Annotated in this window: 13 protein-coding genes, 3 tRNA genes and 1 riboswitch; of the genes, 13 read left to right on the forward strand and 3 right to left on the reverse strand. The window is 58.2% G+C overall.

Annotation, left to right across the window (positions count from 1 at the left end):
* Window positions 1-48: 48 nt before the first annotated feature.
* From astA to astE, 5 genes are all read left to right on the forward strand, one after another.
* The gene (gene astA / locus ACIPY9_RS16485; RefSeq protein WP_400703374.1) at window positions 49-1,074 is read left to right on the forward strand and encodes an arginine N-succinyltransferase; all 1,026 of its coding nucleotides are present in this window, start codon (window positions 49-51) and stop codon (window positions 1,072-1,074) included.
* A complete protein-coding gene (gene astD, locus ACIPY9_RS16490; protein ID WP_400703377.1) occupies window positions 1,071-2,540 on the forward strand; it encodes a succinylglutamate-semialdehyde dehydrogenase in 1,470 nt (489 codons plus the stop codon). The genes astA and astD overlap by 4 nt, the downstream gene beginning before the upstream one ends.
* 51 nt (window positions 2,541-2,591) lie before the next feature.
* Complete coding sequence (astB, locus tag ACIPY9_RS16495; RefSeq protein ID WP_400703380.1) at window positions 2,592-3,938, forward strand: N-succinylarginine dihydrolase; 1,347 nt, start codon at window positions 2,592-2,594, stop codon at window positions 3,936-3,938.
* A 65-nt stretch (window positions 3,939-4,003) separates the two neighbouring features.
* On the forward strand, window positions 4,004-4,288 hold the full coding sequence (locus ACIPY9_RS16500) for a topoisomerase II (RefSeq protein ID WP_400703383.1): 285 nt from the start codon (window positions 4,004-4,006) through the stop codon (window positions 4,286-4,288).
* Between the two features lie 18 nt (window positions 4,289-4,306).
* Window positions 4,307-5,317, forward strand: a complete 1,011-nt coding sequence (gene astE / locus ACIPY9_RS16505) for a succinylglutamate desuccinylase (protein ID WP_400703386.1) — start codon at window positions 4,307-4,309, stop codon at window positions 5,315-5,317.
* A gap of 18 nt (window positions 5,318-5,335) precedes the next feature.
* On the opposite strand, the gene ACIPY9_RS16510 is transcribed toward astE, so the two are convergent.
* On the reverse strand, window positions 5,336-5,848 hold the full coding sequence (locus ACIPY9_RS16510; protein WP_400703389.1) for a 6,7-dimethyl-8-ribityllumazine synthase: 513 nt from the start codon (window positions 5,846-5,848) through the stop codon (window positions 5,336-5,338).
* Window positions 5,849-5,972: 124 nt separating this feature from the next.
* Window positions 5,973-6,141: riboswitch (FMN riboswitch) on the reverse strand.
* A 214-nt stretch (window positions 6,142-6,355) separates the two neighbouring features.
* Here ACIPY9_RS16510 and ltaE point away from each other — a divergent pair.
* The 7 genes from ltaE to ACIPY9_RS16545 all read left to right on the forward strand — a co-directional run bounded on the left by ltaE (window position 6,356) and on the right by ACIPY9_RS16545 (window position 12,320).
* Window positions 6,356-7,360 carry a low-specificity L-threonine aldolase gene (gene ltaE / locus ACIPY9_RS16515; protein WP_400703392.1) on the forward strand — a complete coding sequence of 335 codons (1,005 nt, stop codon included), beginning with the start codon at window positions 6,356-6,358 and terminating at the stop codon, window positions 7,358-7,360.
* A 144-nt stretch (window positions 7,361-7,504) separates the two neighbouring features.
* Complete coding sequence (gene alaS, locus ACIPY9_RS16520; protein WP_400703395.1) at window positions 7,505-10,129, forward strand: alanine--tRNA ligase; 2,625 nt, start codon at window positions 7,505-7,507, stop codon at window positions 10,127-10,129.
* Between the two features lie 93 nt (window positions 10,130-10,222).
* The gene (locus ACIPY9_RS16525; RefSeq protein ID WP_400703398.1) at window positions 10,223-11,455 is read left to right on the forward strand and encodes an aspartate kinase; all 1,233 of its coding nucleotides are present in this window, start codon (window positions 10,223-10,225) and stop codon (window positions 11,453-11,455) included.
* 175 nt (window positions 11,456-11,630) lie between these two features.
* Complete coding sequence (csrA, locus tag ACIPY9_RS16530) at window positions 11,631-11,819, forward strand: carbon storage regulator CsrA (RefSeq protein ID WP_002554426.1); 189 nt, start codon at window positions 11,631-11,633, stop codon at window positions 11,817-11,819.
* Between the two features lie 62 nt (window positions 11,820-11,881).
* A tRNA-Ser gene (locus tag ACIPY9_RS16535) sits at window positions 11,882-11,972 on the forward strand.
* 109 nt (window positions 11,973-12,081) lie between these two features.
* Window positions 12,082-12,158 (forward strand) — tRNA-Arg (locus tag ACIPY9_RS16540).
* Window positions 12,159-12,243: 85 nt separating this feature from the next.
* Window positions 12,244-12,320 (forward strand) — tRNA-Arg (locus ACIPY9_RS16545).
* A gap of 43 nt (window positions 12,321-12,363) precedes the next feature.
* On the opposite strand, the gene ACIPY9_RS16550 is transcribed toward ACIPY9_RS16545, so the two are convergent.
* Window positions 12,364-12,858 carry a cell envelope protein SmpA gene (locus ACIPY9_RS16550; protein WP_400703401.1) on the reverse strand — a complete coding sequence of 165 codons (495 nt, stop codon included), beginning with the start codon at window positions 12,856-12,858 and terminating at the stop codon, window positions 12,364-12,366.
* Between the two features lie 323 nt (window positions 12,859-13,181).
* On the opposite strand from ACIPY9_RS16550, the gene mgtE reads away from it, so the two are divergent.
* Window positions 13,182-14,624, forward strand: a complete 1,443-nt coding sequence (gene mgtE, locus ACIPY9_RS16555) for a magnesium transporter (RefSeq protein WP_400703404.1) — start codon at window positions 13,182-13,184, stop codon at window positions 14,622-14,624.
* Window positions 14,625-14,767: 143 nt separating this feature from the next.
* Here mgtE and ACIPY9_RS16560 read toward each other — a convergent pair whose 3' ends face one another.
* The gene (locus ACIPY9_RS16560) at window positions 14,768-15,094 is read right to left on the reverse strand and encodes an Arc family DNA-binding protein (RefSeq protein WP_400703407.1); all 327 of its coding nucleotides are present in this window, start codon (window positions 15,092-15,094) and stop codon (window positions 14,768-14,770) included.
* Between the last annotated feature and the right edge of the window lie 27 nt (window positions 15,095-15,121).

Below are 15,121 nucleotides of genomic sequence, written 5' to 3' on the forward strand. Positions count from 1 at the left end.
GATTAGCCAGTTTTCCGGGGTTCAGAAACGCCCGGCTGAGGAGATAACATGATCGTTCGTCCCGTACGCAGCAGTGACCTGCCCGCGTTGATCGAGCTGGCGCGCAGCACCGGCGCAGGCCTGACGACATTGCCCGCCAACGAGCAGCGCCTGGCGCACCGGGTGGGCTGGGCGGAGAAGTCCTTTCGTGGCGAAGCCGAGCGTGCCGATGCCGACTACCTGTTCGTGCTCGAGGACGATGACGGACGTGTCATCGGTATTTCGGCCATCGCCGGTGCCGTAGGGCTGCGTGAGCCCTGGTACAACTACCGTGTCGGGCTCACGGTCAGCGCCTCGCAGGAACTCAATATCTATCGCGAGATCCCGACCCTGTTCCTGGCCAATGACCTGACCGGCAACTCCGAGCTGTGCTCGCTGTTCCTGCACAGCGATTCGCGTACAGGCCTCAATGGCCGTTTGCTGTCCAAGGCCCGGATGCTGTTCATTGCCGAGTTTCCGAAGCTGTTCGGCAACAAGATCATTGCCGAAATGCGCGGCATGTCGGACGAGAACGGGCGTTCCCCGTTCTGGGAAAGCCTGGGGCGTCATTTCTTCAAGATGGAATTCAGTCAGGCCGACTACCTGACCGGTGTCGGCAACAAGGCGTTCATTGCCGAGCTGATGCCCAAGTTTCCGCTGTACACCTGCTTCATTTCGGAAGACGCACGCAGCGTCATCGGGCGTGTACACGCCGATACCGAACCCGCTCTGACAATGCTCAAGAGCGAGGGCTTCAACTATCAGGGGTATGTCGACATCTTCGATGCCGGCCCGGCCATCGAATGCGAGACCACGAAGATTCGTGCCGTTCATGACAGCCAGACGCTGGTACTGGCCATCGGGACGCCGGGCGACGATGCCCCGCAATTTCTGATCTACAACCGCAAGCGTGAAGACGGTCGGATTACTGTCGGACCTGCCCGCATGGCGGCCGGTACATTGGTGGTCGATCCGACGACGGCCCGGCGCCTGCGCATGAGTCCCGGTGACAATGTGCGTGCGGTGCCCTTGTCGGCGGTTCGGGAGGGCGTGTGATGGAGTCGCTGTATATCGCCGGTGCCTGGCAGTCAGGAGAAGGAGACGCGTTCGACTCACTGAATCCGGTCACGCAGCAGGTTCTGTGGTCGGGGCGTGGGGCGACAGTCACGCAGGTCGGGGCGGCCGTAGAGGCAGCCCGTCAGGCATTTGCCGAGTGGGCCAGCCGTTCGCTGGATGAGCGGATTGCTGTGCTGGAGGCGTTTGCAGCCAGTCTCAAACACCACGCCGATGAGCTGGCTCGCTGCATTGGCGAGGAGACCGGCAAGCCGCTCTGGGAGTCGGCCACCGAAGTGACCAGCATGGTCAACAAGATTGCCATCTCGGTACAGAGCTATCGCGAGCGGACCGGTGAAAAGAGTGGCCCGCTGGGCGATGCGACGGCTGTGCTGCGTCACAAGCCTCATGGCGTGGTGGCGGTGTTCGGCCCTTACAACTTTCCCGGTCACCTGCCCAATGGGCATATCGTGCCTGCCTTGCTGGCCGGCAATACAGTGTTGTTCAAACCCAGTGAACTGACGCCCAAAGTGGCCGAGTTGACGGTCAAGTGCTGGATCGAAGCCGGCTTGCCGGCCGGTGTCCTGAACCTGTTGCAAGGTGGACGCGAGACGGGCATTGCCCTGGCTGCCAATCCGGGCATCGATGGTCTGTTCTTTACCGGTTCCAGCCGTACCGGCAAAGCCTTGCATCAACAGTTCGCAGGCCGTCCGGACAAGATTCTCGCTCTGGAAATGGGCGGCAATAATCCGCTGGTGGTCGATCAGGTTCAGGACATCGATGCCGCGGTCTACACCGTCATTCAGTCCGCGTTCATTTCGGCGGGGCAGCGCTGCACGTGCGCGCGTCGCTTGTTGGTACCGCAAGGCGCATGGGGTGACACATTCCTGGCCCGGCTGGTGGCCGTGACGGCAACCGTCGAGGTCGGTGCATTCGACCGGCAGCCACCGCCTTTCATGGGGGCGGTGATTTCCTTGCAAGCCGCTGAAAGCCTGCTGGCTGCCCAGCGCAATCTATTGGCCAGTGGCGCAGTGCCCTTGCTGGAAATGACTCAGCCCCAGGCGCAGTCCGCCTTGCTGACGCCCGGTATTCTGGATGTGAGCGCTGTTGGCGAGCGTCCTGACGAAGAGTTGTTCGGTCCCTTGTTGCAAGTGATTCGCTACGCCGGTTTCGAGGCGGCCATTGCCGAAGCCAACGATACGCAATATGGCCTCGCGGCCGGTCTGCTGTCGGATTCCGAAGCGCGTTATCAGCAGTTCTGGCTGCAAAGCCGGGCCGGAATCGTCAACTGGAACAAGCAATTGACCGGTGCGGCGAGCAGCGCACCTTTCGGTGGTGTCGGTGCCTCGGGCAATCATCGGGCCAGCGCCTATTACGCCGCCGACTACTGCGCCTATCCGGTCGCGTCGCTGGAAGCCGGGGCCTTGACCTTGCCTGCGGCATTGACGCCCGGCATCACGCTTGCCTGATAGCACTGCACACAGATGCACCTATAAAAACAGATCCACGGAGCCTTGCCGATGAAATCCTGTGAAGTCAATTTTGACGGTCTGGTTGGGCCTACCCACAACTACGGCGGTCTGTCCTACGGCAATGTTGCTTCCCAGAGCAATGGCCAACAGTGCTCTAACCCTCGCGAAGCGGCATTGCAGGGGCTGGCAAAGATGAAAGCGCTGATGGACATGGGGTTTACCCAGGGAGTGCTGGCACCTCAGGAACGGCCCGATGTTGCCGGCCTGCGCCAGTTGGGATTCAGTGGCACCGATGCTCAAGTGATTGAGCAGGCTGCCAGGCATGACATGCCGTTGCTGGTCGCCAGCTGTTCGGCGTCGAGCATGTGGGTGGCCAATGCCGCGACTGTCAGCCCGAGTGCCGATACCGCCGATGGCCGTGTGCACTTCACCGCCGCCAACCTGAACTGCAAGTATCACCGCAGCATCGAGCATCCGACGACCAGCCGGGTGTTGGGAGCGATGTTTGCCGATGCACAGCATTTTGCCCATCACGCGGCATTGCCGGCGGTGGCGCAGTTCGGTGATGAAGGGGCCGCCAACCATACACGTTTCTGCCGGGATTACGGTCAGGCAGGCGTGGAGTTCTTCGTGTTCGGGCGCAGTGCCTTCGACACACGCTACCCGGCTCCCCAGAAGTATCCGGCCCGGCAGACGCTTGAGGCGTCCAGAGCCGTGGCCCGGTTGCATGGCCTGAATGAAAGCGGGGTCGTGTACGGCCAGCAGAACCCTGCCGTCATCGATCAGGGCGTGTTTCATAACGACGTCATCGCGGTGGGCAATGGCGAAGTCCTGTTCTATCACGAGGATGCGTTTCTCAATACCGAGGCGATGCTGGCCGAGCTGCATGAAAAGCTCGCTCGTGTCGGCGGAGTGTTCCGGGCGATTTGCGTACCGCGTGCCGAGGTGTCGGTCGAGGACGCCGTGCGTTCCTACCTGTTCAACAGCCAGTTGCTGTCTCGTGCCGATGGCTCGATGCTGTTGATCGTGCCGCAGGAATGCCAGGCTAACCTGCGCGTCTGGAGTTACCTGCAACGGCTACTGGCCGAAGGCGGTCCCGTTCGTGAAGTGAAAGTCTTCGACCTCAAGCAAAGCATGCAGAACGGCGGAGGTCCGGCGTGTCTGCGCTTGCGTGTGGCCCTCAATGAAACCGAGCTGACCGCGGTCAATCCGGGTGTGATCATGACCGTGCCGCTGTATGAAACCCTGACGCAGTGGGTCGACAGGCACTATCGCGATCGCATGAGCGAAAATGATCTGGCCGATCCGCAATTGCTGATCGAATGCCGCACAGCATTGGATGAACTCACACAAATCCTTAAACTGGGCAGCGTTTACCCCTTTCAACTCGTTTGAAAGTACTGGCGCGCAGGGCATCGATATCCTGCGTGCAATCTCCCTATCGACTGAGAATCCCGAACATGAGCGACGCCCTGCAATTACTCCTCGAAGACGCCGATGGCACCCAGCTGGAAACATCCTGCACCCGCGTAGCCGTCATCTGGCAGGGTAAGGAACTGTGGATTCAGCAGGATGGCCGTGGCCAGCTGCTGATCGGTGTCGATGTCGAGGAAGGCGATGCCGAATACGCCAACCTGCTGTTGCGCCCACTGGCCACCAACCTGGTCAGTCTGCAGCTGGAAATGGAGCCAGCTGACATGAGTGAAGACGATGGGCATGTACACGGGCCTGACTGCAATCACTGAACCTCAAGGAGCCTGCCTATGCTCGCCCTCGGTAAACTGCTTGAACTGACTCTGGCCGGGCGTGAGCCCGCAGAAAAGACTCAACTGACCGTCGGTGGCGTGCGTATGCGCTGGCTGGGGGAGGGCGCATTGGAGGTGCGTGCGCCCCAGGACCGGGACAATGGCACTGACTTGCTGCTGTCGGCCGGTATCCATGGCAATGAAACAGCCCCCATCGAGCTGCTGGATGAGTTGATCCGCAGCATCGCACGCGGCGACCTCAAGCCGCGTGCCCGTATTCTGTTCCTGTTCGGCAACCCTGATGCCATGCGCCGTGGCGTGCGGTATGTCGAAGAGGACGTCAATCGGCTGTTCAGCGGCCGTCACGAACAAAGCAGTGGCCCGGAAGCCATGCGAGCCTGTGAGCTGGAGCGTCTGGCGGCCAGCTTTTTCAGCCTGCCGGACCGCTATCGGCTGCACTACGACCTGCACACGGCCATTCGCGGCTCGAAGATCGAGCAGTTTGCGCTATACCCCTGGAAAGAGGGGCGCGAGCATTCTCGCCGCGAACTGGCGCGGCTGCGTACGGCGGGCATGAGTGCCGTGCTGTTGCAGAACAAGCCTTCTATCGTGTTCAGCGCCTATACCTACGATCGGCTCGGTGCCGAAGCATTCACCCTGGAGTTGGGCAAGGCACGACCGTTCGGCCAGAACCAGCAGGTCAATCTCACGTGCTTGCGTCAGGTGCTGGAGCAGTTGATCGAAGGTGTCGAATCCGATGAGGGTGAGGATCTGAATGGCTTGCAGCTATTCAGTGTGGCTCGGGAGGTCATCAAGCGTAGCGACGCTTTTATTCTCAATCTGCCCGACAACGTGGAAAACTTCTCGCCACTGGACAAGGGCTATTTGCTTGCCGAGGACGCAGGCGGCTCGCGCTGGGTAGTGGAGGAAGAGGGCGCCCGGATTATCTTTCCGAACCCGAAGGTCAAAAATGGTTTGCGTGCCGGGATTCTGATCGTGCCGTGTGGGAGCGAATTCATTCGCGAATGAATCCGCTCCTGCGTCAGATCAGCTCGCGGCTTTCTGTTGTGTCTCAAGGCGGCGCAGGGCGCGAACCTTGTTCAAGGTGTCGGCACAGGTCCTGGCCGCTTCTTCGCCTTTATGTACGAAGTGATCAAAGAAGAATTTGTGATGCTCTTCGCCAGCGTGGAAGTGGTGCGGGGTCAGTACGACTGAAAAAACCGGCACTTCGGTTTCCAGTTGAACTTGCATCAGGGCGCTGACGACCGATTGCGCCACGAACTCATGGCGATAGATGCCGCCATCCACCACCAGGCCGGCAGCAACGATGCCTGCATAGCGACCTGTATTGGCCAGCAGCTTCGCATGCAGGGGGATTTCAAAGGCACCGCCGACTTCAAAGAAGTCGATATCGCTTTCAGCGTAGCCATGGTTGGCCATTTCCGTGACGAAGCCTTTGCGGCTTTGATCGACAATATCCTTGTGCCAGCAAGCCTGGATGAAAGCGATGCGTTCGTTCGAGTGGTTTTTGCTCTTGCTGTCGATTGCAGTAGGTTGCACGTGTTCTGACTCCTGTTTATGAAAAAAACAGGGCATTGGATCGAAAGGGATTCAGGCCGCGTAGGAAAGCCTCATGGATCATGTAGTCCATGCAGAGGTTTTGCAGACGGTTCTGTGGATGCCATCCCGTTCTCTCTTCATCCGGACTATGACCGTCGGCCCCGGAATCACACCGGGTCTGCTGACCTTGAAGCACTCCCGGAAATACCGGGAACCCCTCAAGCGCTCGCGGGCTAGACGCATTGCGCGTCATTACCGCCGGTGGGGAATTGCGCCCCGCCCTGAGAACGTTGCCAGCTTCTTTCAAAGTCGGCGCGGGATTTTTATCACAGTTTTTTCAATCCTGCATGGACACTTTCGTACGGTATACCTACCTTTTCCTTATAACGGATGGGAGTACCGGGGGCTGCGGACCTTGATTATCATGTGCGCCAACCTCAGTAATACCTTGTTGCAAGCTTGAGGTTGCCTGCATTATCGACCTTTGAATTTTCAGGGAGCGTATCTGTGACTGTCATCGATTTGCGTAGCGACACAGTGACCCGGCCAACGGCGGGCATGTTGGAGGCCATGGCACATGCGCCCGTCGGGGATGATGTCTACGGTGAAGACCCGACAGTCAATCTTCTTGAAAGCACGCTTGCCGAGCGTCTGGGGTTTGCTGCCGCGCTGTTCGTGCCAAGCGGCACGATGAGCAACCTGCTGGCCTTGATGGCCCATTGTGAGCGTGGCGACGAATACATCGTGGGGCAGCAGGCTCACACCTATAAATATGAAGGCGGCGGGGCTGCGGTACTGGGTTCCATCCAGCCTCAGCCACTGGAAGTTCAGGCCGACGGTTCGCTGGACCTGAATCATGTGCTGGCCAGTATCAAGCCCGATGACTTTCATTTTGCCCGCACTCGTTTGCTGGCGCTGGAAAACACCATGCAAGGTAAGGTGTTGCCGCTGAGTTATCTGGCCGAGGCCCGCAAGCTGACCCGTGAAAAAGGTCTGGCCCTGCATCTGGATGGCGCGCGTCTATACAATGCCGCGGTCAAGCTCGAGATCAATGCCCGGGAGATCGCTCGCCATTTCGACTCGGTCTCGGTATGCCTGTCCAAGGGGCTGGGTGCGCCTGTCGGTTCGGTGCTGTGTGGTTCCGAGGAACTGATTGCCAAGGCGCGTCGCCTGCGCAAGATGGTCGGTGGCGGCATGCGTCAGGCCGGCATCCTGGCGGCTGCCGGGTTGTATGCGCTGGATCATCATGTCGAACGCCTGGCCGATGACCATGCCAATGCGGCATTTCTGGCCCTGGGTCTTAGCGAGCTGGGGTATGAAGTCGAGCCTGTACAGACCAACATGGTCTATGTGCAGATGGGCGAGCGAGCCTATTCGCTCAAGGAGTTCTGCGCCGAACGCGGCATCAGGCTCAGCGCCGCCCCCCGCTTGCGCATGGTCACTCATCTGAATGTTTCACGCATTGAACTCGAACGCGTCATTGCCGTATTCGCCGAGTTTGCCCGCATATAAGATGCCGATAATCCAGTTGCTTGTTTCTATCGTACAAACACGCTGTACCGAGGACGCAACGCCTATATAATGCGGCCCTTTGCCGTCGCTACGTCATTTGACGTTTTGCACTTGCCTCTGGCTGCAGTCTCCGTGGAAGAACCTATGAAAAGCGCAGAAATCCGTGAAGCCTTCCTTGGCTTCTTCGAAGAGCAAGGCCACACCCGTGTCGCCTCCAGCTCCTTGATCCCGGGCAATGACCCAACCCTGCTGTTCACCAACGCAGGCATGAACCAGTTCAAGGATTGCTTCCTGGGCCAGGAAAAGCGTGCCTACACCCGCGCTGTTACCAGTCAGAAGTGCGTACGTGCCGGTGGCAAGCACAACGACCTGGAAAACGTCGGCTATACCGCTCGTCACCACACGTTCTTTGAAATGCTGGGTAACTTCAGCTTTGGCGACTACTTCAAGCACGATGCCATCACCTACGCCTGGACCTTTCTCACGTCCGAAAAGTGGCTGAACCTGCCCAAGGAAAAACTCTGGGTCACGGTCTACGCCAGCGATGACGAAGCCTACGATATCTGGACCAAACACATCGGTGTTCCGGCCGAGCGCATGGTGCGTATCGGTGACAACAAAGGTGCGCCATACGCGTCCGACAACTTCTGGACCATGGGCGATACCGGCCCGTGCGGCCCTTGCTCCGAGATTTTCTACGACCACGGCCCAGAAATCTGGGGTGGCCCGCCCGGCTCGCCAGAAGAAGACGGCGACCGTTACATCGAGATCTGGAACAACGTTTTCATGCAGTTCAACCGGACGGCCGATGGCGTGTTGCATCCGCTGCCTGCTCCTTCGGTGGACACCGGCATGGGCCTTGAGCGCGTCAGCGCGGTCCTGCAACACGTTCATTCCAACTATGAAATCGACCTGTTCCAGAGCCTGCTGGCCGCCTCGGCCCAGGCCATCGGTTGCAGCAACGACAACCAGGCATCGCTCAAGGTCGTGGCGGACCACATCCGTTCCTGCGGCTTCCTGATTGCCGACGGTGTCCTGCCGTCCAACGAAGGCCGCGGCTACGTATTGCGCCGCATCATTCGTCGTGCCTGCCGTCATGGCAACAAGCTGGGCGCCAAGGGCAGCTTCTTCTATCAGATCGTTGCGGCTCTGGTTGCCGAGATGGGCACTGCATTCCCTGAACTGGTTCAGCAGCAGGCGCACATCGAGCGCGTGCTCAAGGCTGAAGAAGAACAGTTCGCCAAGACCCTGGAGCAGGGCCTGAAAATCCTCGAGCAGGATCTGGCCGAGCTCAAGGGCACGGTCGTACCGGGTGAAGTCGTCTTCAAACTGTATGACACCTATGGTTTCCCGATGGACCTGACGGGCGATATCGCCCGTGAGCGTAACCTGACCCTCGATGAGGCGGGTTTCGAGCGCGAGATGGAAGCGCAGCGTGAACGCGCCCGCTCGGCCAGTTCGTTCGGAATGGATTACAACAGCCTGGTCAAGGTCGATGTAGACACGGTGTTCACCGGCTACAGCGCCACCAGTGGCAACGCCCGTATCGTGGCCCTCTATAAGGATGGCCAGTCTGTCGAGCAGTTGAACGAAGGCGAAGAGGGCGTTGTGATCCTCGACACCACTCCGTTCTATGCCGAGTCGGGTGGTCAGGTGGGTGACTGCGGTTACCTGCAGGCGGGTGCCGTGCGTTTCGACGTTCGCGACACGACCAAGACCGGTGGCGCATTCCTGCACCATGGCGTGGTTGTTTCGGGCAGCCTGAAGGTCGGTGCCGGGCTTGACGCCCAGGTCGCTGCCGAAGTGCGCAACGCCACATCCCTGAACCACTCCGCCACTCACTTGCTGCACGCAGCATTGCGTCAGGTGCTGGGCGATCATGTTCAGCAGAAAGGCTCGCTGGTCGACAGTCAGCGCCTGCGTTTCGACTTCAGCCATTTCGAGGCCATCAAGCCCGAGCAACTGAGGGCGCTGGAAGAGATCGTCAACGCCGAAGTGCGCAAGAACACGGCGGTGGTTACCGAAGAAACCGATATCGAAACCGCCAAAAAGAAAGGCGCCATGGCGCTGTTCGGCGAGAAGTACGGTGACAATGTGCGCGTACTGAGCATGGGCGGCGAGTTTTCCGTCGAGCTGTGTGGCGGTATCCACGCCAACCGTACCGGCGATATCGCGTTGTTCAAGATTGTCAGCGAAGGTGGTGTGGCTGCCGGTGTGCGTCGCATCGAGGCCATTACCGGTGCGGCAGCGCTGGCATGGCTGAACTCGGCTGAGGATCAACTCAAGGAAGCCGCGAGCCTTGTGAAAGGCAATCGCGACAACCTGCTGGACAAGCTGTCGGCTGTGCTTGAGCGCAACCGTCAGCTGGAAAAACAACTGGAACAACTGCAGGCCAAGGCTGCCAGTGCGGCGGGCGACGATCTGTCTGCCTCTGCTCTGGATGTCAAAGGCGTCAAGGTTCTGGCCACGCGCCTGGATGGTCAGGACGGCAAGGCGCTGTTGGCGCTGGTCGACCAGTTGAAGAACAAGCTCGGCCGCGCAGTGATCCTGCTCGGCAGTGTTCATGAGGATAAGGTTGTCTTGGTCGCTGGCGTGACCAAGGACCTGACTGGCCAACTCAAAGCCGGTGATTTGATGAAACAAGCGGCCGCCGCCGTAGGTGGTAAAGGCGGTGGTCGTCCTGACATGGCTCAAGGTGGCGGTGTCGATGCCGGTGCGCTGGATGCTGCACTGGCCCTGGCTCTTCCTTTTGTGGAGCAGGGTATCTGAGTCGAACCTCCAGGCCTGTCAGCGCATGGCAGGCCCGGCACTTGGATTTGAATGTTAATGGGTGCCCTTAACGGGTTCTGAGGCGGCTTTGAGATGGCTTTGATCGTACAAAAATTTGGAGGCACTTCCGTTGGCTCTGTAGAGCGCATCGAGCAGGTGGCCGACAAGGTCAAGAAATTCCGCGAAGCGGGCGACGACCTGGTGGTCGTGCTGTCAGCGATGAGCGGTGAAACCAACCGTCTGATCGAGCTGGCCAAACAGATCAGCGATCAGCCGGTTCCGCGTGAGCTGGATGTGATTGTCTCGACCGGCGAGCAGGTCACGATCGCATTGCTGGCCATGGCGCTGATGAAGCGCGGCGTGCCGGCGGTGTCCTACACCGGTAACCAGGTACGCATCCTGACCGACAGCGCGCACAACAAGGCGCGCATCCTGCAGATCGACGATCAGAAGATCCGTTCCGATCTCAAGGCGGGTCGTGTGGTGGTGGTCGCCGGTTTCCAGGGCGTCGACGAGAACGGCAACATCACCACGCTGGGTCGTGGCGGCTCCGATACCACGGGCGTAGCACTGGCAGCGGCATTGAAGGCCGATGAGTGCCAGATCTACACCGATGTCGACGGTGTTTACACCACTGACCCGCGTGTCGTTTCGCAGGCTCAGCGTCTGGACAAGATCACCTTTGAAGAAATGCTGGAAATGGCCAGCCTGGGTTCCAAGGTGTTGCAGATCCGCGCGGTAGAGTTCGCAGGTAAATACAATGTCCCGCTGCGCGTTCTGCACAGCTTCAAGGAGGGGCCGGGCACCCTCATTACCATTGATGAAGAGGAATCCATGGAACAGCCGATCATTTCCGGCATCGCTTTCAACCGCGATGAAGCCAAGCTGACTATCCGTGGTGTACCAGACACCCCGGGTGTTGCTTTCAAGATTCTCGGCCCGATCAGCGCTGCGAATATCGAAGTCGACATGATCGTGCAGAATGTTGCGCACGATAACACCACCGACTTCACCTTCACGATTCACCGCAACGACTATCAGTCGGCCTTGCAGGTTCTGGAAGCCACTGCCCGTGAAATCGGTGCCCGTGAAGTGTCCGGCGATACCAAGATTGCCAAGGTGTCCATCGTCGGTGTCGGCATGCGTTCTCACGCAGGCGTTGCAAGCCGCATGTTCGAGGCCCTGGCCAAGGAAGGGATCAACATCCAGATGATCTCCACTTCGGAAATCAAGGTCTCGGTCGTGATTGAAGAGAAGTACCTGGAGCTGGCCGTGCGTGCACTGCACACCGCTTTTGAGTTGGACGCTCCTCGCCAGGGTGAGTGATCTGTCGGCGAAGGGCGCGGTCTGACCGCGCCCTTCGTTTTCCTGTGCTGTGCGCAAGGGCTGTTCTTTTCCTTGCGTTAGTCAATACTCAGGCTTGGCTCGTGGCTTTTTCGTCGCAGGCTTGTGCCTACTGGTTTTGCAGACTGTTGTTCCTGAAATGCATAAGGAGAAAGGTATGCTGATTCTGACTCGTCGGTGCGCAGAAAGCCTGATCATTGGTGATGGCGAAATCACCGTGACTGTGCTCGGCGTCAAGGGTAATCAAGTGCGTATTGGTGTCAATGCGCCCAAGGAAGTCGCTGTGCATCGTGAAGAAATTTACCTGCGCATCAAGAAAGAGAAGGACGAAGAACCAAGCCATTAATTTTTATTGAATTTTTGGTTTGCAAACGGGGAAAAGGGTGGTTATTATACGCCCCGTGTTGCGGAGAGCTGGCCGAGTGGCCGAAGGCGCTCCCCTGCTAAGGGAGTACACCTCACAAGGGTGTCGGGGGTTCGAATCCCCCGTTCTCCGCCATTATTTCTGTAGTGCGTTGAATCTGGCTTCTTCTGTAAGTTGTTGAAATTACTAGAAAAAGTGCTTTACAAAATGATTTAACGACCTATAATGCGCGACACCAAAACATGCACTCGTAGCTCAGCTGGATAGAGTACTCGGCTACGAACCGAGCGGTCACAGGTTCGAATCCTGTCGAGTGCACCATTTAAGGTTAACTGGTTGGATGTAGTAATACTCCGATTCAGTTAGCTGGCTTCAACCAGAGGTGATCTGGTCTAAAAACACCAATGCACTCGTAGCTCAGCTGGATAGAGTACTCGGCTACGAACCGAGCGGTCACAGGTTCGAATCCTGTCGAGTGCACCATACATCAGAAAGCCCACATCGCAAGATGTGGGCTTTTTGCTTTCTAGCGTTTTCCTTTTACGCACCCGTTCTCATCGAACGTCACATGGTTGCTTCGGCCATTTTTCAGTGCGTAGGTGTAGCGCAGCACGCCATTGCTGTTGGTGATCTTGTCCGGGCGACCCAGCAGGCTTTCCACGTCACGTTTTGTCATGCCCGGCGGCGTGCGTTGATTGATGATCGCTTTTCGGCGTTGCTCCGGGCTCAGTCGATTGCCGCACCCGTCATCATGTTGCCCGACCACGACGATTTCGCTGTCTGCGGATGTGCTTCTTTTATCCTTGCGCCGTTTTTCGGCGGCCGGGAGCAGTGGGGTGATGCTTCCGGGCGGTGTGTTGAAGGCGTCTTGTCGCTGGCTGTCATGACCTTCCGGGCAACCCAGGGTTGTGAACATTATTTTTCCGGTGGGATCTTCGCAGCGCTGGATGGTGCTTGCTTCCAGATAAAGGGGCAGGCAGAGCAGGGTGCTCCAGGCAAAAAACTGTGGGGCGATGTGCATGGCCGAGTCCTCCATGACGGGCGTCGCTCATCCTACTGCCGGCCTTTCCATGCGACGAGCGTGTTTTCTTGGCTGAATGTGACGTCGTAACACCGTCGCCTCGCAAAATACTCAGGTTTGTCTCGCAAGCGCCTGTTCTTGCCTGAATTTTCTCGCGTGCGATCCGCTCAAAGCGGTGTATCATTGCGCCCGTCAGCCCCGCCGGGGCTTGTGGAATACCTCCATGGACTTACCCAGTAGTTACTCAATAGCTCGTATCACCAATCAAGAATCAACTGATTGATCCTCCCGGCGTGCTCCGCTGCTGGGAGTGGAGTTCGCCTATGACTGAAATCGAAGTAAAGAAAACGCAGGAAAGCTTGCAGGATCGCCTTGCTCAAGTGGTCGATCTGCTGCAGCGCCAGCGTGTGGTCGAAGACCTGATCCATCGTCAGGAAGGCCAGCATCAGGACCGTGTAGAAAACCTCGTACACCGCCAGAACCTTGTTGAGCTGCAACGCAAGCTCGACGATCTGCACTCTGCCGACGTCGCCTACATTCTGGAGGCGTTACCTCTGGAAGAGCGTCTGACCGTCTGGCAACTGGTCAAGGCCGAGCGCGACGGCGACATCCTCCTGGAAGTGTCCGATTCGGTTCGTGAAACCCTGATCGCCGACATGGACGATCACGAATTGCTGGCGGCGGCCAAGGAGATGGACGCCGACGAGCTCGCCGACCTGGCTCCCGAATTACCGCGTGACGTTGTCCATGAGTTGATGGAGGCGCTGGATGTCCAGCAGCGCGAACGTGTCCGCTCAGCGCTGTCCTATGACGAAGAGCAGGTCGGTGCGCTCATGGACTTCGAGATGGTGACGATCCGCGAGGATGTCAGTCTGGAAGTCGTGTTGCGTTACCTGCGTCGGCTCAAAGAGCTGCCAAGCCATACCGACAAGCTGTTCGTGGTTGATTATGAGGGGGGGCTCAAGGGCGTACTGCCGATCAAGCGCCTGTTGGTCAACGATCCGGACAAGCAGGTCGGTGAGGTCATGGCCGATGACCCTGTCAGCTTTCATCCAGAAGACGATGCTTATGATGCGGCTCAGGCTTTCGAGCGTTACGACCTCATTTCCACGCCTGTGGTCGACAAGAATGGCAAGCTGATCGGCCGCCTGACCATTGATGAAATGGTCGACCTTATTCGTGAGGAAAGTGAGAGCGAAGTCCTCAGCATGGCGGGTTTGCGTGAGGAGGAAGATATCTTCGCCTCGGTATGGCGCTCGCTGCGTAACCGTTGGGCCTGGCTGGCGGTCAACCTGGTCACGGCTTTTCTGGCTTCGCGGGTCATTGGATTGTTCGAGGGGTCGATCGAGAAGCTTGTGGCCCTGGCGGCGTTGATGCCGATTGTGGCCGGGATCGGCGGCAACTCCGGAAACCAGACCATTACCATGATCGTGCGCGCCATGGCGCTGGACCAGGTCAGCACGGGCAATACGGCGCGTCTGTTGCGCAAGGAGCTGGCGGTTGCCTTGATCAATGGCTTGATCTGGGGAGGCGTGATTGGTGTTGTGGCCTATATGCTCTATGACAGTTGGTCACTGGGTGTCGTGATGACGGCGGCCATGACACTCAACTTGCTGCTGGCAGCCTTGATGGGGGTGTGTATTCCGATGACGCTGGCGCGCCTTGGGCGTGATCCTGCCATGGGGGCGAGTGTCATGATTACCGCGATGACCGACAGCGGTGGATTTTTCATCTTTCTGGGGTTGGCAACTCTCTTTCTTCTCTAGATGCCCTCGTTTAAAAAGACCGCCTGCCCAGGCGGTTTTTTTGTTTAAGGTGCTTCTAAAAAGCGGCTTATAAGCATTTGGGAAAAGGACCACAACAAAAAAGCCAGCTTTCGCTGGCTTGAATTTTTTGCTGCGCTGACTGATCAGGACTCTTCAGTGGCGAGTTCTGTGTCGTGAGCGATCAACGATACGAGAGCGTTCTGTTGACGGTGCGACAGTTGGCGAAAACGTTGCAGCAGCTCGCGTTCGTGCAGGGACAGTTCAGGGCTGTCAAGACGCAGGTTTGGCTCATCGCCAAGTGCACCTTCCTGAATCAGGCTCTGCTCGAGCCGAGCAATGATTTCCGAGTTCATGCTGCGGTGGTGGTTTTTGGCTACCTCTTGCACACGATTACGCATGCCATCTGGTAGGCGAACGACGAACTTGTCAGCCGTACGGCTGGAATAAGTAGCCTGTTTCATAGGGCTCATATATTTAACCGGTTAGTTCAGGGGGAG

This window comes from Pseudomonas sp. NPDC089734, from assembly GCF_044748865.1.
Taxonomy (GTDB): domain Bacteria; phylum Pseudomonadota; class Gammaproteobacteria; order Pseudomonadales; family Pseudomonadaceae; genus Aquipseudomonas.

Coding starts and splice junctions, on each gene's coding strand:
- astB (WP_400703380.1), top strand. CDS start 2,592: ATGAAATCCTGTGAAGTCAATTTTGACGGTCTGGTTGGGCCTACCCAC.
- csrA (WP_002554426.1), top strand. CDS start 11,631: ATGCTGATTCTGACTCGTCGGTGCGCAGAAAGCCTGATCATTGGTGAT.
- astE (WP_400703386.1), top strand. CDS start 4,307: ATGCTCGCCCTCGGTAAACTGCTTGAACTGACTCTGGCCGGGCGTGAG.
- ACIPY9_RS16550 (WP_400703401.1), bottom strand. CDS start 12,858: ATGCACATCGCCCCACAGTTTTTTGCCTGGAGCACCCTGCTCTGCCTG.
- ACIPY9_RS16560 (WP_400703407.1), bottom strand. CDS start 15,094: ATGAGCCCTATGAAACAGGCTACTTATTCCAGCCGTACGGCTGACAAG.
- ACIPY9_RS16500 (WP_400703383.1), top strand. CDS start 4,004: ATGAGCGACGCCCTGCAATTACTCCTCGAAGACGCCGATGGCACCCAG.
- alaS (WP_400703395.1), top strand. CDS start 7,505: ATGAAAAGCGCAGAAATCCGTGAAGCCTTCCTTGGCTTCTTCGAAGAG.
- astA (WP_400703374.1), top strand. CDS start 49: ATGATCGTTCGTCCCGTACGCAGCAGTGACCTGCCCGCGTTGATCGAG.
- mgtE (WP_400703404.1), top strand. CDS start 13,182: ATGACTGAAATCGAAGTAAAGAAAACGCAGGAAAGCTTGCAGGATCGC.
- ACIPY9_RS16525 (WP_400703398.1), top strand. CDS start 10,223: ATGGCTTTGATCGTACAAAAATTTGGAGGCACTTCCGTTGGCTCTGTA.